General features: G+C 67.0%; 18 protein-coding genes. 7 read left to right on the forward strand and 11 right to left on the reverse strand.

What is annotated here, in order from left to right; translation table 11 throughout:
* Nucleotides 1-18 precede the first annotated feature (18 nt).
* Nucleotides 19-2,286, reverse strand: coding sequence for an ATP-dependent DNA helicase RecG (gene recG / locus ACFC0O_RS07945; protein WP_375954791.1), 2,268 nt, complete (start codon nucleotides 2,284-2,286; stop codon nucleotides 19-21).
* Entirely contained in the window at nucleotides 2,287-4,263 is a 1,977-nt protein-coding gene (locus ACFC0O_RS07950; RefSeq protein WP_375954793.1) for a DAK2 domain-containing protein, read from the reverse strand. It lies immediately after the preceding gene.
* A 288-nt stretch (nucleotides 4,264-4,551) separates the two neighbouring features.
* Between ACFC0O_RS07950 and rpmB the strand changes: the two genes are divergently transcribed.
* Both rpmB and ACFC0O_RS07960 read left to right on the forward strand, forming a co-directional pair.
* Nucleotides 4,552-4,743 (forward strand): 50S ribosomal protein L28, encoded by a 192-nt coding sequence (gene rpmB, locus ACFC0O_RS07955; protein ID WP_039799620.1) that lies wholly within the window; start codon nucleotides 4,552-4,554, stop codon nucleotides 4,741-4,743.
* Nucleotides 4,744-4,835: 92 nt separating this feature from the next.
* Nucleotides 4,836-5,330, forward strand: coding sequence for a GNAT family N-acetyltransferase (locus ACFC0O_RS07960; protein ID WP_375954796.1), 495 nt, complete (start codon nucleotides 4,836-4,838; stop codon nucleotides 5,328-5,330).
* 15 nt (nucleotides 5,331-5,345) lie between these two features.
* On the opposite strand, the gene ACFC0O_RS07965 is transcribed toward ACFC0O_RS07960, so the two are convergent.
* Genes ACFC0O_RS07965 through ACFC0O_RS07975 form a run of 3 tightly spaced genes read right to left on the reverse strand, consistent with a single transcriptional unit; the run spans nucleotide 5,346 to nucleotide 7,375 of the window.
* A complete protein-coding gene (locus ACFC0O_RS07965; RefSeq protein WP_375954798.1) occupies nucleotides 5,346-5,615 on the reverse strand; it encodes a hypothetical protein in 270 nt (89 codons plus the stop codon).
* 36 nt (nucleotides 5,616-5,651) lie between these two features.
* Complete coding sequence (locus ACFC0O_RS07970; protein ID WP_364630404.1) at nucleotides 5,652-6,329, reverse strand: uracil-DNA glycosylase; 678 nt, start codon at nucleotides 6,327-6,329, stop codon at nucleotides 5,652-5,654.
* A gap of 47 nt (nucleotides 6,330-6,376) precedes the next feature.
* A complete protein-coding gene (locus ACFC0O_RS07975) occupies nucleotides 6,377-7,375 on the reverse strand; it encodes a thiamine-phosphate kinase (protein ID WP_375954800.1) in 999 nt (332 codons plus the stop codon).
* Nucleotides 7,376-7,540: 165 nt separating this feature from the next.
* On the opposite strand from ACFC0O_RS07975, the gene ACFC0O_RS07980 reads away from it, so the two are divergent.
* Nucleotides 7,541-8,317 (forward strand): DUF3515 domain-containing protein, encoded by a 777-nt coding sequence (locus tag ACFC0O_RS07980; protein WP_375954802.1) that lies wholly within the window; start codon nucleotides 7,541-7,543, stop codon nucleotides 8,315-8,317.
* A gap of 18 nt (nucleotides 8,318-8,335) precedes the next feature.
* Here the strand turns inward: ACFC0O_RS07980 and ACFC0O_RS07985 are convergent, their stop codons facing one another.
* The 3 genes from ACFC0O_RS07985 to ACFC0O_RS07995 form a co-directional block, all read right to left on the reverse strand.
* On the reverse strand, nucleotides 8,336-8,674 hold the full coding sequence (locus ACFC0O_RS07985) for a DUF6191 domain-containing protein (protein WP_375954804.1): 339 nt from the start codon (nucleotides 8,672-8,674) through the stop codon (nucleotides 8,336-8,338).
* Between the two features lie 39 nt (nucleotides 8,675-8,713).
* Nucleotides 8,714-9,814: a D-alanine--D-alanine ligase family protein gene (locus tag ACFC0O_RS07990; protein ID WP_375954806.1), complete on the reverse strand. Its 1,101-nt coding sequence runs from the start codon at nucleotides 9,812-9,814 to the stop codon at nucleotides 8,714-8,716.
* A gap of 85 nt (nucleotides 9,815-9,899) precedes the next feature.
* Nucleotides 9,900-10,895, reverse strand: a complete 996-nt coding sequence (locus ACFC0O_RS07995; protein ID WP_364630389.1) for an NAD(P)H-dependent glycerol-3-phosphate dehydrogenase — start codon at nucleotides 10,893-10,895, stop codon at nucleotides 9,900-9,902.
* 154 nt (nucleotides 10,896-11,049) lie between these two features.
* Here ACFC0O_RS07995 and cofC point away from each other — a divergent pair, with 154 nt between their 5' ends.
* The 3 genes from cofC (at nucleotide 11,050) to ACFC0O_RS08010 (ending at nucleotide 14,944) form a co-directional block, all read left to right on the forward strand.
* On the forward strand, nucleotides 11,050-11,739 hold the full coding sequence (gene cofC / locus ACFC0O_RS08000; RefSeq protein ID WP_375954808.1) for a 2-phospho-L-lactate guanylyltransferase: 690 nt from the start codon (nucleotides 11,050-11,052) through the stop codon (nucleotides 11,737-11,739).
* A gap of 62 nt (nucleotides 11,740-11,801) precedes the next feature.
* Nucleotides 11,802-13,991 (forward strand): RNA degradosome polyphosphate kinase, encoded by a 2,190-nt coding sequence (locus ACFC0O_RS08005; protein WP_364630383.1) that lies wholly within the window; start codon nucleotides 11,802-11,804, stop codon nucleotides 13,989-13,991.
* Nucleotides 13,988-14,944 carry an NUDIX domain-containing protein gene (locus ACFC0O_RS08010; RefSeq protein WP_375954810.1) on the forward strand — a complete coding sequence of 319 codons (957 nt, stop codon included), beginning with the start codon at nucleotides 13,988-13,990 and terminating at the stop codon, nucleotides 14,942-14,944. Before ACFC0O_RS08005 ends, ACFC0O_RS08010 begins: the two co-directional genes overlap by 4 nt.
* A gap of 195 nt (nucleotides 14,945-15,139) precedes the next feature.
* Here the strand turns inward: ACFC0O_RS08010 and ACFC0O_RS08015 are convergent, their stop codons facing one another.
* The 3 genes from ACFC0O_RS08015 to leuC form a co-directional block, all read right to left on the reverse strand.
* Entirely contained in the window at nucleotides 15,140-15,781 is a 642-nt protein-coding gene (locus tag ACFC0O_RS08015; RefSeq protein WP_364630377.1) for an HU family DNA-binding protein, read from the reverse strand.
* A 156-nt stretch (nucleotides 15,782-15,937) separates the two neighbouring features.
* A complete protein-coding gene (gene leuD, locus ACFC0O_RS08020; protein ID WP_153807886.1) occupies nucleotides 15,938-16,546 on the reverse strand; it encodes a 3-isopropylmalate dehydratase small subunit in 609 nt (202 codons plus the stop codon).
* 55 nt (nucleotides 16,547-16,601) lie between these two features.
* Nucleotides 16,602-18,026 (reverse strand): 3-isopropylmalate dehydratase large subunit, encoded by a 1,425-nt coding sequence (gene leuC / locus ACFC0O_RS08025; RefSeq protein ID WP_375954813.1) that lies wholly within the window; start codon nucleotides 18,024-18,026, stop codon nucleotides 16,602-16,604.
* Between the two features lie 138 nt (nucleotides 18,027-18,164).
* On the opposite strand from leuC, the gene ACFC0O_RS08030 reads away from it, so the two are divergent.
* A complete protein-coding gene (locus tag ACFC0O_RS08030; RefSeq protein ID WP_364630371.1) occupies nucleotides 18,165-18,866 on the forward strand; it encodes an IclR family transcriptional regulator in 702 nt (233 codons plus the stop codon).
* Nucleotides 18,867-18,877 lie beyond the last annotated feature (11 nt).

Here is an 18,877-nt window from a genome sequence, read left to right on the forward strand (position 1 = left end):
CCATTACACGCACGGCGGTCAGGATTTAGCCAGGTACTCCAGGCGCTCGCCGTCCACGGCGGCATGCATCATGCTGGCCAGGCCCGGATGCTTCTTCAGGCCCGGATCGGATTCGGTTACCTCCCTGGCCAATTGCTGCGCCGCGGTGATCACCTCGAGATCGTCAAGCAAGGACAGCAGTCTGAGGCTGCGGGCGGTGCCGGATTGCGCCGAACCCAGCACATCGCCTTCGCGGCGCTGGCGCAGGTCCAGCACCGCCAGTTCGAAACCGTCGGTGGTTCCGGCGACCGCCTCCAGGCGTGCCATGGCGGTGCCGACCGGACCGGATTCGGTGATGAGCAGGCACAATCCCGGGTGTTTGCCTCGGCCCACGCGACCGCGGAGCTGATGCAGCTGGCTCACACCGAAGCGGTCGGCGTCCAGGATGGCCATGACGGTGGCGTTCGGAACGTCAACGCCCACTTCGACAACCGTGGTGCAGACCAGCACATCGATCTCGGCGTCGTTGAAGGCGCGCATGACCCGGTCCTTCTCATCCGAGTGCAGGCGGCCGTGCAGCAGCCCGACGCGCAGATCCTTCAGCGGCCCCGTGCTCAGCATCTCGAAGATGTCCACCGCCGAATGCGTGGTGGGGCCTTCCTTCTCCTCTTCGGACTTCTTGCGGCCCTTGGTCTTTCCGTTCTCCTCTTCATCGCCGATGCGCGAGCACACCACATAGGCTTGGCGACCCGCCCCCACCTCTTCGTGAATGCGTTCCCAGGCGCGGTCCACCCAGGACGGTTTCACCTTGGCGGGCACCACTTTCGAGGTGATCGGCGACCGGCCGCGCGGCAACTGGGTCAGGGTGGAGGTTTCCAGATCGCCCAGGGTCGTCATGGCGATGGTGCGCGGGATCGGGGTCGCGGTCATGACCAGCAGATGCGGGCTGATGCCGTTCTTCGCCTTGGCGCGCAAGGCATCTCGCTGTTCCACGCCGAAGCGGTGCTGTTCATCGACGATCACCATGCCGAGATCGAAGAACTCGACCGAATCCTGAATGAGGGCGTGCGTGCCGATGAGAATGCCCGCCTCGCCGGTGACGGCGTCCAGCAGCGCGGCTCGTTTCTGGCCGACCGACATGGAGCCGGTCACCAGCACGACCTTGGTGGCGATATCGGCCGCGCCGAGTTCACCGGCGGTGGCGAGATCACCGAGCATCGCCTTGAGCGAGCGATAGTGCTGGGAGGCAAGCACTTCCGTCGGCGCGAGCAGAGCGCACTGCTGGCCGTTGTCGACCACCTGCAACATGGCGTGCAGCGCCACGATGGTCTTACCGGAGCCGACCTCGCCCTGGAGCAAACGGTGCATGGGGTGGGTGCGGGACAGATCGGCGGAGATCTCATCGATCACCGTGCGCTGGCCCTCGGTCAGTTCGAAGGGCAGGCGTTTGTCGAACGCGGCGGCGATACCGTCGGTGCGGGGCAGGCTCGGTTTGGCGGTGCGGCCCTCGGCCTGATGCCGCCGCTCCGCGAGCACCAATTGCAGGGCCAGGGCTTCGTCGAAACGCAGTCGGCCCCTGGCCTGATCGATATCGGTCTTGCTGTCGGGTAGGTGGATAAGGCGCAGCGCGTCCGAGACCGGGAGCAGCGAATGTTCGTCGAGCAGCTCCACCGGGAGCGGATCCTCGATGGGGTCGAGTTGATCGAGCACCTGACGCACACAGCGCAGCAGATCCCAGCTCTGCACCTTCGCCGTGGCCGGATAGACCGGGATGAACTCGCGTTCGAAGAACGAGACGTCCACGCCGCCCGCGCCTTTCGCGGTCGCCGCCAGACCGCGCAGCGCACCGCCGCCGCGCACCGAGGTGAGGTTCTCGATGGAACCGCCCTCTTTATCGGGCAGGATCAGGTAGTCCGGATGCGAGAGATTCCAGCGGTCCGGCCGCCACCAGTGCACGGTGCCGGACATCATGGCGCGCACACCCTCCTTCACCAGATGGCGCACCTTGTCGCCATTGAAGAAGGTGACCTCGATGGGTTTCGAGCCGCCGGTGTCCAGGCTCACCTTGAGCAGGCTGCCGCGCCGATTCTTCATGGGGCGCAGATCGGTTTTGGTGACCCGGCCCATGACGGTGATGTGCTGGCCCTCCTCGGGCGCCTCCTCGGTGAGAGGCTGGCCCTGGGTGGCATAGCGCAGCGGATAGTGGCGTAGCAGGTCCTCGACGGTATGCATATCGAAGGCCTCGGCCAGCGGTTCGGCGGCTTTCACCCCGAGCACATGGTCGAGCCGATCACCCAGTGTCGCCACCTATTCCACCCCGATCTGCACCAGATCACCGGCCTGCCCGCCGGGATACGTCACCACCTCGACACCCGGGAACGCGGCGCCGATGTGCTCGGCCAACTCCTGCGAAAGTCCCTGCGGCGCATCCGCGCCGATGAGCATGGTGACCAATTCGCCACCCAGACCCAGCATTCGATCCAGCAGCGTACGCCCGGCCGCGCGCGGATCGGGATCGATCACCACCACATCGTGCCCGACCAGACCGAGACCGTCGCCCGCATCGCACATGCCGACAATGGTCAGCGCGCGTTCGGGCGCGATTCGCAAAGCGCCCCAACGGGTTCCGGCGGCCGCCTCGGACATGGCGAAGACATCGTCGGCCGCAGCCCGCCCGGCGTCGTGCATGGACAGCGCCGCCAGCCCCTGCACCATGGACCCGCTCGGCAGCATGAGCACATCCCGATTGCCGTCGCGCGCGGCCACACTCACCGCCATCAACTCGTGCGCGGGCAGCGCTCCGTTCGGCAGCACCAGCACCTCGCGATGCGGCAGCCGCCGGATCCCGGCCAGCAGCGACTCCGCCGTCACTCGCCCCTGGAGCACCTGCGCCCCGGCGTCCTCGAACAGCCGCACCACCCCATCCCCGGTCGCCACCGCCAGAATGCCGCGCTCCCCCGACCCCAATGGCACCGGCCCCGCCGCCGCCAGCGTCTCGATCCGAATCCCGCTCAGTTCCCCCGCCGCGATCCCCGCCTCGACCGCCGCCCCCGCATCGGCACAATGCACATGCGCCGACCACGTCCCCACCCCATCCCCCACCACAACCACCGAATCCCCCAGCCCCCCAAGCTTTTCGCGCAACTCGGCCACACCCGCCTCATCGGCCCCGGTCAGTAGGAACATGACCTCATAGTGCGGTGCCCCACCGACAAGTACGTGCGCGACACCATCATTCGCATGCTCGGCACTGTCATCGAGCGACCCCGCCCCCGCTCCTGCCACCCGATCAATAGGCCCCGTCGCGACTTCTCCGCGCCGATCACCGGCACCAGCCGGCCCCTCGGCCGCGATCCCACCGCTGCCCGCAGCACCACCGCGGCCCGCCACCCCACGGCCTATAACTCCCCCGCCACCCGACCCGGTGGACACCGCGCGTTCGGCCTGCCGCAGATACTCGGGACGGTCCGGAGCCTGCCCACCGGTGGCGACAACCAATTCATCGAGCAGCACGAGCAGCCCGCGCGCCCCGGCATCCACCACCCCGGCCCGCCGCAGCACTCCCAATTGCGATGTCGTCTCCCCCAGCGCCTTGGCCGCCCCATCGGCCGCGGCCAGCGCCACCGCGTTCAATGTCGGTTCCGTACATTCCGCCGCGTGATCGGCCGCCCGATCCAACACGGTGAGCATGGTCCCCTCCACCGGCGAACTCAGCGCCCCGCGCACCAGTCGCGCGGCCCGGCGCAGCGCCAGCCGCAGCGTCGCCTCGGTGAGGTCTTCGTCACGCACCGCATCGGCCATCCCCCGCAGCACCTGCGAAAGGATGATCCCCGAATTCCCCCGCGCCCCGATCGTCGCCGCCCGCGCCATGGCCGAGGCAACCACCCGAGCGGGCAGTCCCCCACCCGCACCCTCGGACGATCCGCCCCCAGCCTCCGGCGATCCGGCCGCAGCCCGAACAGTCGCCACCCGCAGACCCGGTACGACCGTGGACTCCGCCTCGGCGCGCGCACTGTCCGATACCGCCGCGAGCCCGGCGGGTTCGACGATCCGTCGGGTCGTCACCCGGTTGGCCGCCTCTTCGGCGGCATGGATCGCGGCGCGCATGGTGGCCAGCAGGTTCGTACCGGTATCGGAATCCGCGACCGGGAACACATTGAGGGCGTTGATCTCATCGCGGTGCCGTTCGAGCCCGGACAGGCAGGCCTGTCCCCAGCGCAGCAGCGCCTCACCGTCGAGCACGTCCCCTACCCCGGGCACCGGCACCGTCCTTTCACCGCACATCAAAGTCGCTGTTCCCCCGGCTGCCAGCCTAGTCCGGAGTGTGGACACCGCGCCGTCACCTGCCGTTCGTTCGCAGGGCTCTCCCAGCGAAGTGGGGGGCAATTGGACATGGCCCGGCGGGGGCGGTTACTCTTGCACGGTTGCCCGACGCGGGCACTGATCCTTCTCAGGCATCAGAAACGCGTTCGCTAGCGATTCGCTGGCAGGCACGTCCCCAGACATTACGTTTCCGGACACGCTGTTTATTCGAGCAGCGCGTCCCAACATGACATGAAGGAGCTCGCGACTATGGCTGCCGTCTGCGACGTCTGCGCCAAGGGCCCCGGCTTCGGTAAGTCGGTTTCGCATTCGCACCGGCGCACCAACCGTCGTTGGAATCCGAACATTCAGACCGTGCGCGCCCAGGTTGCCCCCGGCAACACCCGCCGCATGAACGTGTGCACCTCCTGCCTGAAGGCCGGCAAGGTCGCCCGCGGCTGATTACCGCTTTTCTGTAAGAGCCCCGGCACCCACAATGGGTGATCCGGGGCTTTTGCTGTGCTCCGGGCACATTGGGACCGCAGGGGTCGAAAATGAGTGAGTGGCAGGTGGTTCCGCTCGAGGCCGAACATGTGCGCAGCATGGCCGAATGCCATATCGCGTGCTGGCGCGAGGCGTATCAGGGATTGGTGCCCGCGCATGTGCTCGACGCGTTCGATGTCGACAGGCGCGCGGCAGCGTGGGAGAAGATCCGGGTGAACTATCCCGGACGCAATATCGTCGCCGTCGTCGACGGCACGGTGATCGGATTCGCCAGTGCCGGACCGGCTCGCGATGAATCACCCGTCGCGGAACGCGAAATCAGCGCCATGTATGTCCGGAAAGCCTGGTACGGCACCGGAGTAGCGCACACCCTCATGGAAACGGTGCTGGCCCAGGACGCCGATACCTCACTCTGGGTGTTCGAGGAGAATCCGCGTGCCCGGGCCTTCTACCGCAAATTCGGCTTCGAACCCGACGGTGAACGCCGAGTCGAAGCCTTCACGCCCTCCATCGAAATTCGAATGGTGCGCCGCGCGGGGCGCTGAGGGCGTCGGGTTCGATCAGCGATCGCCGGTGAAGCAATCCAGGTTCTGGCTGATCGTCATCGGCAGGCAGGCGATCCGCGAGGTCACCTGCGAGCTCATGGTGGTGGCGCTATTGGTGTCGAACAAGCTCGCCACCTGGGTGCCACCCTCATTCGTCGTCGCAACGGGAGCGTTGGTGAAGGGCTCCAGCGTCAACGGCGCGGCATTGGCGGCGGCAGGGGCGGCGGCGAGGGCCGCCCCTGCGGCCAGTACCACGAAAACACCACGGGCAGTCTTGTTCTGCATTCACATGCTCCTGAATCGGATCAACGGATTCGCGCTCTAGGGCAGACGCCAGTCCACCGGCGCGGCACCCAATGTACCCAGCAATTCATTGGTTCGGGAGAACGGGCGCGATCCGAAGAATCCGCGCGAGGCGGACAACGGTGAGGGATGGGCGGATTCGATGTAGGGCGTGGACCCCAGCATCGGCTTCAGAGTGGAGGCGTCCTTACCCCACAGAATGGCGACGAGCGGCTGATCACGGGCCACGAGCGCGCGAATTGCCTGCTCGGTCACCGCTTCCCAGCCTTTACCGCGATGCGAGGCCGCCTGGCCCGGCTGCACGGTGAGAACTCGGTTCAACATGAGCACACCCTGATCCGACCACGGCGACAGATCACCGTTCGACGGCATCGGCAGTTCGAGATCCTTGGTGAGCTCGGAGAAGATATTGGCGAGGCTGCGCGGCACCGGTTTCACATCCGGTTCCACCGAGAAACTCAGCCCCATGGCATGGCCGGGAGTGGGGTACGGATCCTGGCCGACGATGAGAACCCGGACCTTGTCGAACGGTCGCTGGAAGGCGCGCAGCACATTCTCCCCCTTGGGGAGATAGCCACGGCCCGCGGCGTTTTCGGTACGGAGGAATTCGCCCATCTCGGCAATGCGATCGGCCACCGGTTCCAGGGCCTCGGCCCATCCTGAATCGACGACCTCCGACAGCGGTTTGTTGCCCATGTCGGGAGAACTTATCGTGACGAGTTTCGCGAGGGAAGACCGCCCACCTATGCGAAGGATTCCCAACCGGTAAGTCCGTTTCGGGCGATACCGTCCACGGTCACGCCGGAGCCCTCGGTGACGCGGCCGATACGCACCCAACCTGCGGGAAGATCAACGGCATCAGTGAAAGTCGCGGCGAAGGCATGATCCTCGCCGCCGGTCAGAATCCAGTCGAGGGCGTTCGCGCCGACCGCGTCGGCGATCACCTCCAGCACCGGATCGCGCAGTGCGGCGGAGTCGAGATCGACAGCCACACCGGAGGATTCGGCGATATGGCCCACATCGGCGAGCAGGCCGTCCGAGACATCGGTGAGGGCGGTGATCCGAATCGTATCCGGCAGCGTCAGCACCTCCTCGTACGGCGGCTGCGGAACCTTGTGCACGGCAATGACATCCGCGAAACGCGAAGTGTCGACACAGCGGAAGTGCTCCGGCTCGACGCCGCCGTGCAGCAGCGCGAAACCCGCGCCGGACCAACCCAGCAGTCCGGCCACGGCGACGATATCGCCCGGCCGCGCACCGGATTTCAGAATCGGCTCGCGTCCGGCCGGATCACCGAACGCGGTCACCGAGATCACCAGCAGCGGTGCGCTCACCACATCGCCGCCCGCGATGGACGCGCCCGCGCGCTCGGCCTCGGCCCACATGCCATCGGCGAGATCGGTGACGAAATCGATCGGGGTCTCGGGCGGGCAACCGAAGGAGACAACGAACGCGCTCGGCGTGGCTCCCATCGCCACGACATCGGCCGCGTTCTGCGCGATCGCCTTACGCCCGATGTCATGCCCACTGGACCAGTCCAGCCGGAAATGCCGGTCTTGCACCAGCATGTCCGTTGTCACCACGAACCGCTCATCGGGTGCCGCGACTACGGCCGCATCATCCCCGGGCCCAAGTAGAACCCCAGGCCCCTGCTTGCGCCCCGCGTTGATCCGGGCAATCACCCCGAACTCCCCCACCTCCCGCACAGTCACCGCATCACTGCCGTACCCCGGAAACCTCATACGGGAGCCACGACGCTGACTGCTGCTGGCGGTGATGACGGTCTCCTCGGCAATGAGTGGGCTGCGGACGCTCGACCTGGAAACGGTACCCTCGGACACGCAATCGACGACCACCAGCCGGGACGCGCTGAGCCCGGCCCGGCACGATCGGGGACCGACAACCGGATGAGCACCGACACCCACGGCAGCGACGCCACCGAACCCGGCACGGTAGATATCGCCAAGCCCGCCGCAGACGCGAGTGACAGCGCTGCCGCCGATACGCGGGCGGCCGCCGAGGAGTCGAAGTCCAGCACGACCACCGAGCCCGCGAACTCGGCGGGCAGTGGCGCACAGGCGGCCGATGCGGCCACCGCGGGCGCGGAGAAGTCCACGGACACCGGCGAATCCGATGACGAGCCGGCCGAACGCCGCTCACCCGCGCTGATCGCCACCGCCGTCGCACTGCCGATCGCGCTCGTCGCGGGCGTGCTGGTGATGGGTGTGCTGGCCAATCGGCATCCCGCGCGCGAGCCGCTGGTACTGGGTGCGGTGCAGGCCCCCGCCGCGGCCGGGCCGCTGTGCTCGGCCCTGCTGCCCGCACTGCCCGAGAAACTCGGCGACTACAGCAATTCCGAACTCGTACAGCCCGCGCCGGTGGGCGCGAAGGCGTGGCAGCTGTCGGACGGCGGGGACGCCATCGTGCTGCGCTGCGGGCTGGATCGGCCGCTGGAATTCAACCGCGCCTCACCGTTGCAGGTCGTGAACGGCGTCAACTGGTTCGATGTGCGCGATCAGACCAGCGGTGCGGCCTCGGGCACCTACTGGGCGGTGGATCGCGGTACGTACATCGCGCTGACCATGCCCGATAACGCGGGACCGACTCCGCTGCAGGAGATTTCGGACGCCGTCAGCAAGGTGATGCCGCAGCAGGCGCTGGATCCGGGACCGCTGCCGAACTGAAGCAGCGCCCGAACCGAATCAGAGCTTGGGCAGCCGGGCTTTCCCGGTGGTGAGATCGATCTTCATACCGTCGGTGCCGTCGCCCGGATTCTCGCGGTGCATCAGCACCGACTGCCGCTGTTCGAATTCGTGCTTCTTACCGGATTCGAAGACCGAGCCGAATTGCTCGAACCCGATGGCGGCCGCGCTGCGATTCTCGTCCTCGCTGCCGCGCATCCAGGGGAGCCCGGTGCGGCCGGTCACCTTGCGGTAGCCGACCTCCGCGAAGGCGACCACGATTATCAGGATCGCCAAACCGGGGATGGTCATCGCCATGAGCACGCCATCCAGGGTACTCAGCACCCCGGCGGCTGCCATCGACCTCAGGTCTGATGGCAGCTCCACCGGTTGGGGGAGTCAGCGCAGGCCGGTGCCCCGGGCCAGCGCGGTTTCCACGAGCGTGGTGACCAGCTCACCGCGATCGATGCCGGTGGCCTCCCACATGCGCGGGTACATGGAGATGGCGGTGAAACCGGGCATGGTGTTGATCTCGTTGATGACCGGGCCGTCCGCGGTGACGAAGAAGTCGACGCGCGCGAGTCCCTGGCAGTCCAGGGCCTGGAACGCCCGCACCGCGAGTTCCCGAATCTGTTGCGACACATCGTCGTCCAGCTTGGCGGGGACATCGAACTCGCAGACGTCGTCGAGGTATTTGGTGTCGAAGTCGTAGAACTCGGGGCCCTCGGGGGTTTCCTCCGGCATCCGGATCTCCGCCACCACACTGGCTTCCACGCGCCCGTCCGGGAATTCCAGTACGCCGCACTCGACTTCGCGGCCGATGATACCGGCTTCGATGATCACCTTCGGATCATGCTGGCGCGCAACGGCGATGGCGGCGTCGAGCTCATCCCAGCCGTCGACCTTGGTGATGCCGATGGAGGATCCGCCGCGCGCGGGCTTGACGAACACCGGCAGCCCGAGCCGATCGCGGTCGGCCTCGGACAGCGTCGCGGTGCCCGCCCGCAGCACCACCTGAACGCCGATCGGAAGCCCTTCCGCCGCAAGGAGTTTCTTGGTGAATTCCTTGTCCATACCGGCTGCGCTGGCCAGCACACCCGGCCCGACATACGGCACCCCGGCGAGTTCCAGCAGCCCCTGCAGCGTGCCGTCCTCACCGAATGGCCCGTGCAGCACCGGGAAAACCACATCCACGCTGCCGATCGCCGCGTCCGCGCTGTCCAGCGGAACCAGTCCGCCCGCGCGGCTGGGATCGGCGGCCAGGGTCAACTCGGTGCCGATCGAATCCACCGACGGCAGTTCCCGGCTCGCGTCCGCGGTGAGCGCGTGCGAGTCCGCGGCATTGAGCACCCAGGTGCCGTCCCGGGTGATGCCGATCGGAACCGCCTCGTACCGTTCGGGATCGAGGCTGCCCAAGACCGTACGGGCCGACACACACGAGACGCCATGCTCGTTGCTGCGCCCGCCGAACACCACCGCCACCCGGATCCTGTTGGTCATGCCCGGAACCATATCCGGCGGTGATGGCAGCGCGGTTACGCGGTCGCCCCAGGTCGCGTCGCAATCGCGCCACGCCGCACCGGAATCACTCGGACTTGAGCCGCCGCCCCAGCAGCTGTCCGACCGCATCGGCGGTGGGCAGCCCCTCGTGGCAGACCTGATGCATGGCATTGGTCAGCGGCATCTCGACCCCGTGCGCGGCGGCCAGCGCCCGCACCGATGTGCAGGACTTCACACCCTCGGCGACCTGGCCATGAGTGGCCTGCTGGGCGGCCTCCATGGTGCCGCCCGCGCCCAGCACATGCCCGAAGGAACGGTTGCGCGAGAGCGGTGAGGTGCAGGTGGCGACCAGATCGCCGACCCCGGCGAGTCCGGCCAGGGTCACCGGTTCCGCGCCGACCGCGACGCCGAGCCGGATGATCTCCGCGAGCCCGCGCGTGATGAGGCTGGCAATCGAGTTGTCGCCCAACCCCATTCCGGAGGCGATACCGCAGGCCAGCGCGATCACGTTCTTACAAGCGCCGCCGATCTCGCAACCGATCACATCGTGATTGGTGTACGGCCGGAAGTATCCGGTGGCGCTGGCGTGCTGCACCGCTTCGGCCCGCGCGGTATCGGTGCAGGCGACCACGGTCGCGGCGGGCTGCCGATCGGCGATCTCGCGCGCCAGATTCGGCCCGGACAGCACCGCGACCCGGCTCGGATCCGCACCGCTGACTTCGGCGATGACCTGACTCATGCGCAGCAGGGTGCCGGTCTCGATGCCCTTGGCCAGACTCAGCAGCGTGGCGTCCTCGGGAATGGCGGGCTGCCATTCGGCGAGATTGGCGCGCAGCGATTGCGATGGCACCGCGAGCACCACGATGTCCGCGCCGGCCAACGCGATCCGATGATCATCGGTGGCGGCGATCGGCGGCAGCGTCACCTCGGGCAGATACCAGGGATTGCGATGTTCGGTGCCCAGCACTTTGGCTACCTCCGGCCGTCGCGCCCACATCGTGACGTCGGTTCCCGCCTCCGCCAACACCTTCGCGAACGCGGTCCCCCACGACCCCGCCCCCAACACCGCTGCCCTAGCCATCTGCCCAATATAAGCGCGCCCGAAATCCACCGCGCCGAGCATCGCAAACCGGGTACTCCGGGCGCGGGGAAGCCAGAGCGGGTACTACGGGTTATCGAGGTGGGTGTGGGCGGGCGCTCACACGGTCGTCACTTTGGAGTGGGAGGATTCGGGCATGCGGTCGACCGTGCACGCCGTGATCGCGGTGAAGAATCTCGAGCTGGCCAAGAGCCGGCTCGCGGATCGGCTGCTGCCGCGCGACCGGCCCAGATTGGTGCTGGCGATGCTGACCGACACCGTGACGGCGGCGGTCGCCACGGCGAGCGTCGCGTCGGTGACGGTGGTGACGCCGGATCCGGTGGTGAGTGAATTGGTGCGCGGGCTCGGTGCGCGCGTACAGCCCGAACCGGCGATTCCGGGTGGGCTCAATGCCGCGCTGGCGGCCGGGGCGGCGGCGATCAGGAGTGCGCACGGTCCGGTCGATCTGCTTGCGCTGCAGGCTGATCTGCCCGCGTTGCGGTCGCGCGAACTCGCCGACATGGTGAGTGCGGCGAAACATCGACGCTCGGTGGTTGCTGATCATGACGGCAGCGGCACCGTGGCACTGCTCGTCCGGGATCCGGGCACCGCCCTGGATCCGCTTTTCGGCCCCGATTCGGCCCGCAGGCATATCGCGGCGGGCGCGGTGGAATTGCTCGGTGACTGGCCCGGATTACGGCAGGACGTGGACACGGCGGCGGATCTGGATCGCGCCGCCGCGCTCGGCGTCGGAGCGGCCACGGACACGCTGCTCAGTGAAATCGGCGTGTCGCAGGCGTGTCGGGGAGTCGAACAAGTACAGCGAACAGGTTCCTCACTGTGCTGACCGGGCGTGATCTGCGCTGCAATGGACGGTGTCAGAACGGCACCCCGCACACGACATAAGGAATGATCGTGAGAGTGAGCGATACGGATACCGTCAAGCAACCGCCGCTACTACCCGCGGCCCCGCCCGCGGCAACCCCACCGCCCACTGCCACGGCAGCGGCACGTTTGCCACAGGATCGGTACCTGAACCGAGAACTCAGCTGGCTCGATTTCAACGCGCGCGTTCTCGCGCTCGCCGAGGACACCTCGCAGCCATTGTTGGAGCGGGCGAAATTCCTCGCGATTTTCGCGTCCAATCTCGACGAGTTCTATATGGTGCGCGTCGCCGGCCTCAAACGCCGCGCCGAAACGGGTTTGTCGGTGCGGTCCGCCGATGGGCTGTCCCCCACCGAACAGCTGGAGATGATCGCGGCCCGCACCCAGGATCTGGCACACCGCCATGCCCGGGTGTTCCTCGATCAGGTGCTGCCCGCCCTCACCGCGGAGAACATCGCCATCACCCGCTGGGCCGATCTCGATGACGGTGAAAGGCAGCGGCTGTCCGGGTATTTCCAGGATCAGGTCTTCCCGGTGCTGACCCCGCTGGCCGTCGATCCGGCGCACCCGTTCCCGTACATCAGCGGATTGAGCCTGAATCTCGCTGTCACGGTGAAGGATTCGGTCACCGGCGGTGAGCACTTCGCGCGCGTCAAGGTGCCCGACAATGTGGACCGCTTCGTGCGCGTGCGCCGTTCGCCGCGCGAATCCGGTGCGGCACAAGGCACCGGACTGGCGCCCTTCCTGCCGATGGAAGAACTGATCGCCGCACACCTGGATCAGCTTTTCCCGGGAATGGAAGTGGTGGAACACCATTCGTTCCGCATCACCCGCAACGCCGACCTCGAGGTCGAGGAGGACCGCGACGAGGATCTGCTGCAGGCCCTGGAGCGCGAACTCGCGCGCCGCCGCTTCGGATCGCCGGTGCGCCTCGAGGTCTCGGACGATATGACCGAGCACATGCTCGATCTGCTGCTGCGCGAACTCGATGTCGATCCCGGCGATGTCATCCAGGTGCCCGGCCTGCTCGACCTGTCCTGCCTGTGGCAGGTGTACGGCGTGGACCGTCCCAATCTCAAGGACGCACCGTACGTGCCCGCCACCCCGCCCGCCTTCGGCGAACGGGAAACGCCCCGAAACGTTTTCGCGGCGCTGCGCGAGGGCGACGTACTGGTGCACCACCCGTACGACTCCTTCTCCACCAGCGTGCAGCGCTTCATCGAACAGGCCGCGGCCGATCCTCAGGTGCTGGCGATCAAGCAGACGCTGTACCGCACCTCGGGCGACTCCCCGATCGTGAACGCGCTCATCGACGCCGCCGAGGCCGGTAAGCAGGTCGTGGCACTGGTCGAGATCAAGGCCCGCTTCGACGAGCAGGCCAACATCAAATGGGCTCGCGCACTGGAACAGGCGGGCGTGCACGTGGTCTACGGCCTGGTCGGTCTCAAGACGCACTGCAAGACCTGCCTGGTGGTGCGCCGCGAGGGCGCGACCATCCGCCGCTACTGCCATATCGGCACCGGTAATTACAATCCCAAGACCGCGCGCCTGTACGAGGACGTCGGCTTGCTCACTGCCGCACCGGAAATCGGCGCGGACCTGACCGATCTGTTCAACTCGCTGACCGGATACTCCCGAAAGTCGAGTTACCGCAACCTGCTCGTCGCGCCCATCGGTGTGCGGCAAGGGATTATCGAGCGCATCGAGCGCGAGGTGGAACTGGCCGCCGAGGGCGCTCCGGCGCGAATCCGCTTGAAGGCCAACGCCCTGGTCGATGAGCAGATCATCGACGCGCTCTACCGCGCGTCGCAGGCGGGCGTGCCCGTACAGGTCGTGGTGCGCGGTATCTGCGGGCTGCGCCCGGGCGTGCCCGGGATGAGCGAGAACATCGAGGTGCGCTCGATTCTCGGCCGCTACCTGGAGCATTCGCGCATCCTGCACTTCGCCGCCCAGGATCAGTACTGGATCGGCAGCGCCGACATGATGCATCGCAATCTGGACCGGCGCGTGGAAGTACTGGCGCAGGTGAAGGATCCGAAGCTGGCACAGCAGTTGGGCGAGGTCTTCGACTCCGCGCTCTACCCCACCACCCGCTGCTGGGTGCTGCGGCCCGACGGCAGCTGGGTCGCCCAGCCCGATCCCGATGTCGCCGGTGAAGAGATTCGCGACCATCAGGACTACCTCATGCGACTGCGGCGTCCGGATCGCCCGTGACACCACCGGACTACTCCCCCGCCGCCGATTTCCCGGATCCCCGGGTGAAAGCCAACATTCCGGCCGCGGGGGCCGTGCTGTGGCGTTACGCGCCCGATGGGGCCATCGAGATCGCCCTCGTCCATCGACCCAAGTACGACGACTGGTCACTGCCCAAGGGCAAGGTGGACCCGGGTGAGAGCCTGGTGATGACGACGGTGCGAGAAGTGGCCGAGGAGACCGGGATCCACTCCCGGCTCGGCCGCTACCTCGGCCACGTCACCTATCCGGTGACCGGACATCGCAAGCTCAAGCGCGTGGACTACTGGGCCGCACAGATTCTCGACGGCGATTTCGAATCGAACGCGGAAGTCGATGTGCTCCAGTGGCATCGGATCGACGGGCTGATGGACGCGCTGTCCTATCCCATGGATCGCCACATCGTGCGCAATTTCCTTCGGCTGCCGCCGGATACGGCCACCATGCTGCTGGTGCGCCACGCCAAGGCGGGCCGCCGGGACCGGTTCGCCGGTGCGGACGAGGACCGTCCGCTCGAAAAGGCCGGGCGCGCACAGGCTCGCGAGCTGGTGCCGAATCTGCTGGCGTTCGGCCCCACCGAAATCCATTCCGCCCCACCGGTGCGCTGTGTCCAAACCGTGACCCCGATCGCCGAAAAGCTGGGCCTGGACATCGAACTGGAGCCGCAACTGTCCGAAACCGGTTACGCCGCCGCCCCGGACACCGCGCGCAAGCGCATTCGGGATCTGGCGGCCGAACGGGAGATTCCGGTGATCTGCAGTCAGGGCAAGGTGATTCCGGATCTGCTGGAGTGGTGGGCGGCCAAGGACGGCGTCACGCTGCCGCCCGCCCGTAATCGCAAGGGCAGCGTCTGGGTGCTCTCGGTACAGCAGGGCCGCCTGGTCGCCGCCGATCATCTCGATCGCGCATTGAACCCGACCGACATTCGGCGCTAGGGCATTTCGAGCCGCCGGGATATTTCGCACTACAGTTTTGCGGCAATTACCCGGCGGCCGAACCATTTCCGGCCTCTGACGGGCCGAATGCCTCCGAACAACTACCCCCGAACGTGCGAAACGGCCCGGCGATGCCGGGCCGTCTCACATGTTGTGCGGTGCCGAAAACCCGTCAGCGACGGGCTGTTCGAGCGATCAGCGGCGAGCGGTGCGCTTCGCCGCGGTCTTCTTGGCCGGAGCCTTCTTGGCCGGTGCCTTCTTGGCGGCGGTGGCCTTCTTGGCGGCGGTGGCCTTGACGGCGGTCTTCTTGGCCGGCGCCTTCTTGGCGGTGGCCTTGGTGACCGTCTTCTTGGCAGCAGCCTTGGTCGCCGTCTTCTTGGCGGTGGCCTTCTTGGCCGGAGCCTTGGTCGCGGCCTTCTTCGCCGTGGTCTTGGCCGGTGCCTTGGTGGCGGCCTTCTTGGCGGTCTTCTTGGCAGCGGCCTTCTTCGCACCGGCCGGCTTGCCCGACACCGGAGCAGCCACACCACGTTTCACGGCCGGGCCGCTCGCGGTGATCTTCTGCTTGCCGGCGATGATCGCCTTGAACTGAGCGCCGGGACGGAAGGCAGGCACCGAAGTCGGCTTCACCTTGACGGTTTCGCCGGTGCGCGGGTTACGAGCAACGCGCGCTGCACGCTTACGCTGTTCGAACACACCGAATCCCGTGATGGTGACGCTCTGACCTTTGTTCACAGCACGCACGATCGTATCTACCATCTGCTCGACTGCAGCAGTAGCGGTGCGCCTGTCAGTACCCAACTTCTCGGTCAGAACATCGATCAGTTCCGCCTTGTTCATTGAATCCTCCGCAGACTAATGGCCCGTCGTCGGACCGACTAGGTACCACGGTAAACCTTCTTTGAGCAAGAGTCTATCTGCCACACCCATTTTGATGAGAGATGGCACACGACCAGCTACCTCGTTTGGGGGCGTTCAGCTAACGCCCCCCAATGATTACGTCTGCGAAATACGCGCCGGAATGGTGGTGGGTTTCCATGTCGGCCTTGCGTTTTCGAACTGACCGATCTGGTCGCTGTGCCGGAGAGTGAGGCCGATGTCGTCCAAACCTTCCAGCAGGCGCCACCGCGTGTAGTCGTCAATATCGAACGGCAACACGACCGTTCCGGCCGTCACGGTGCGCGCCTCGAGGTCCGTCGCCAATTCCAAACCGGGCTGTTCCTCGAGCAGTTTCCAGAGCAATTCCACATCGCTCTGCGCCATCCGAGCCGTCAGAAGCCCGTCCTTACCGGCGTTTCCGCGGAAGATGTCCGCGAAGCGGGACGAGATCACCACGCGGAACCCGTAGTCTTTCAGCGCCCAAACCGCGTGCTCGCGTGAGGAACCGGTACCGAAATCCGGACCGGCGACCAGCACACTGCCGCGGTTGTAGGGCTCGGCGTTCAGAATGAAGTTCGGATCCGTTCGCCATGCCGCGAAGAGTCCGTCCTCGAAACCCGTTCGGGTAACGCGCTTCAGGTAGACGGCGGGGATGATCTGGTCGGTGTCGACGTTGGATCGGCGGAACGGAACGCCGATCCCCTTGTGGACCTTGAAGGCTTCCATCGTGTTTCTCCTGATGTCTGTGAGGGCAGCGGATTACGGGCCGGTAAAGCCGAAATCAGTTGAGATCCGCCGGTGAGGACAGGGTTCCGCGCACCGCGGTGGCGGCCGCGACCAGCGGCGACACCAGGTGTGTGCGACCGCCCTTGCCCTGTCGCCCTTCGAAGTTCCGGTTCGAGGTGGAGGCACAGCGCTGACCGGGCGAAAGCTGATCGGGGTTCATTCCCAGGCACATCGAGCAGCCCGCCTGCCGCCATTCCGCGCCGGCCGCGGTGAAAATCTCGCCCAGCCCTTCGGATTCGGCCTGCGCGCGCACCCGCATGGAACCGGGAACGATCAACATGCGCACGCTCTCGGCGATCTTGCGGCCCTTCAAAACATCAGCCACCGCACGCAAATCCTCGATACGGCCATTCGTGCACGAGCCGACGAAAACGGTATCCACGGTCAACTCGCGCAACGGCGTGCCCGGCGTCAGGTCCATGTACTGCAACGCCTTTTCGGCGGCCTGACGCTCGTTCTCGTCCACGATCTGCTCCGGGTCCGGCACCGATTCCCCCAGCGGCAGGCCCTGTCCCGGGTTGGTGCCCCAGGTGACGAACGGGGTCAGCGCGCTCGCGTCGATATGCACCTCGGCATCGAAAACCGCGCCCTCATCGGTCTTCAGGGCGTCCCAGGCGGCGACGGCGGCATCCCAATCCGCGCCCTCGGGCGCGTGCGGACGGCCCTTGAGGAACTCGTAGGTGATCTCGTCCGGGGCCACCATGCCCGCGCGCGCACCGGCCTCGATGGACATGTTGCACATGGTCATCCGGGCTTCCATGGACATCGAGCGCACGGCCTCACCGCGGTACTCGAGCACATAGCCCTGGCCGCCGCCGGTGCCGATCTGCGCGATGACCGCCAGAATCACATCCTTGGAAGTCACCCCGTCGGGCAGCGTGCCGTCGATATTGATGGCCATGGTCCGGAACGGGCGCAGCGACAAAGTCTGCGTTGCCAGAACATGTTCCACCTCGCTGGTGCCGATACCCATTGCGAGCGCGCCGAAAGCACCGTGCGTGGAGGTGTGCGAATCACCGCAGACGACGGTGGTGCCCGGCTGGGTCAGACCCAGCTGCGGACCGACAACGTGCACGATGCCCTGATCGAGATCGCCCATGGGGTGCAGGCGAACACCGAATTCCTCGCAGTTCTTGCGCAGGGTGTCGACCTGCAGCCGCGAGATGGGATCGGCGATCGGCTTGTCGATATCGATGGTCGGGACGTTGTGGTCCTCGGTGGCGATGGTGAGATCGGGGCGGCGCACCGGGCGACCGGCCGCGCGCAGGCCGTCGAACGCCTGCGGGCTGGTGACCTCGTGCACCAGGTGCAGATCGATGTAGATGAGGTCGGGTTCGCGATGCGCGCCTTCACCTTCGCCTTGGACGACGACGTGCTGGTCCCAGACCTTCTCCGCCAGAGTGCGTGGCCGCTCGGCCATATCTCCATCACCTCTCGATAGACATTCCCGTGCCGGGGCTGTCGACGCGGGGAGCGCCCGACCACCCGGGCCGAATGGCTCCGGGGCCTGGGCGACGCGGTTTGCGTTTCCCAGTATGCGAGACGCTAATATCGTTCTATGAGACAGCATAGCGGTATCGGTGTTCTGGACAAAGCCATGGCGGTCCTGCACGCCGTAGCCGAGCAACCCTGCGGCCTCAATGAGTTGTGCACCCGCACCGGCCTGCCCCGCGCCACCGCGCATCGCCTGGCCGTAGGCCTGGAGACACATCGCATGCTGGCCCGCGACAGCCAGGGCCTGTGGCGCCCGGGGCCCGCGCTCTCGGAGCTGGCTACCACCGCGAGCGATCCGCTGCTGGACGCCGCCGCCACCATCCTGCCGCGCCTGCGCGAGATCACCGGCGAGAGCGTGCAGCTGTATCGGCGGGACGGCAACGCGCGCGTGTGCGTGGCCTCGATGGAGCCCGCGTCCGGCCTGCGCGACACCGTTCCGGTCGGGGCGCGCATGCCGATGACCGCCGGCTCGGCCGCGAAAGTCCTGCTGGCCTGGGCTGATCCGGATCTGCAGCGCACCGTGCTGCCCGAGGCGGTCTTCGGTGAGCGCGCGCTGGCCGAGGTGCGGCGGCGCGGCTGGGCGCAGAGCGCGGCCGAGCGGGCGGCGGGCGTCGCCAGCGTTTCCGCGCCGGTGCGCGATGCGACCGGTGTGGTGATCGCGGCCGTTTCGGTCTCCGGGCCGATCGATCGGATGGGCCGCCGCCCGGGTGCGCGCTGGGCCGCCGATCTCGTGGCGGCGGCGGACGCGTTGCACAAACGCCTCTGACGGGCCCGCAC

It is taken from the genome of Nocardia sp. NPDC056100, from assembly GCF_042266325.1.
Classification (GTDB): domain Bacteria; phylum Actinomycetota; class Actinomycetes; order Mycobacteriales; family Mycobacteriaceae; genus Nocardia.

What these genes read in the sequence shown, in the direction of transcription:
- ACFC0O_RS07950 (WP_375954793.1), bottom strand. Translation starts at nt 4,263, where the DNA reads ATGTGCGGTGAAAGGACGGTGCCGGTGCCCGGGGTAGGGGACGTGCTC.
- rpmB (WP_039799620.1), top strand. Translation starts at nt 4,552, where the DNA reads ATGGCTGCCGTCTGCGACGTCTGCGCCAAGGGCCCCGGCTTCGGTAAG.
- ACFC0O_RS07960 (WP_375954796.1), top strand. Translation starts at nt 4,836, where the DNA reads ATGAGTGAGTGGCAGGTGGTTCCGCTCGAGGCCGAACATGTGCGCAGC.
- ACFC0O_RS07965 (WP_375954798.1), bottom strand. Translation starts at nt 5,615, where the DNA reads ATGCAGAACAAGACTGCCCGTGGTGTTTTCGTGGTACTGGCCGCAGGG.
- ACFC0O_RS07970 (WP_364630404.1), bottom strand. Translation starts at nt 6,329, where the DNA reads ATGGGCAACAAACCGCTGTCGGAGGTCGTCGATTCAGGATGGGCCGAG.
- ACFC0O_RS07975 (WP_375954800.1), bottom strand. Translation starts at nt 7,375, where the DNA reads ATGAGGTTTCCGGGGTACGGCAGTGATGCGGTGACTGTGCGGGAGGTG.
- ACFC0O_RS07980 (WP_375954802.1), top strand. Translation starts at nt 7,541, where the DNA reads ATGAGCACCGACACCCACGGCAGCGACGCCACCGAACCCGGCACGGTA.
- ACFC0O_RS07985 (WP_375954804.1), bottom strand. Translation starts at nt 8,674, where the DNA reads ATGGCAGCCGCCGGGGTGCTGAGTACCCTGGATGGCGTGCTCATGGCG.
- ACFC0O_RS07990 (WP_375954806.1), bottom strand. Translation starts at nt 9,814, where the DNA reads ATGACCAACAGGATCCGGGTGGCGGTGGTGTTCGGCGGGCGCAGCAAC.
- ACFC0O_RS07995 (WP_364630389.1), bottom strand. Translation starts at nt 10,895, where the DNA reads ATGGCTAGGGCAGCGGTGTTGGGGGCGGGGTCGTGGGGGACCGCGTTC.
- cofC (WP_375954808.1), top strand. Translation starts at nt 11,050, where the DNA reads ATGCGGTCGACCGTGCACGCCGTGATCGCGGTGAAGAATCTCGAGCTG.
- ACFC0O_RS08005 (WP_364630383.1), top strand. Translation starts at nt 11,802, where the DNA reads ATGATCGTGAGAGTGAGCGATACGGATACCGTCAAGCAACCGCCGCTA.
- ACFC0O_RS08015 (WP_364630377.1), bottom strand. Translation starts at nt 15,781, where the DNA reads ATGAACAAGGCGGAACTGATCGATGTTCTGACCGAGAAGTTGGGTACT.
- leuD (WP_153807886.1), bottom strand. Translation starts at nt 16,546, where the DNA reads ATGGAAGCCTTCAAGGTCCACAAGGGGATCGGCGTTCCGTTCCGCCGA.
- leuC (WP_375954813.1), bottom strand. Translation starts at nt 18,026, where the DNA reads ATGGCCGAGCGGCCACGCACTCTGGCGGAGAAGGTCTGGGACCAGCAC.
- ACFC0O_RS08030 (WP_364630371.1), top strand. Translation starts at nt 18,165, where the DNA reads ATGAGACAGCATAGCGGTATCGGTGTTCTGGACAAAGCCATGGCGGTC.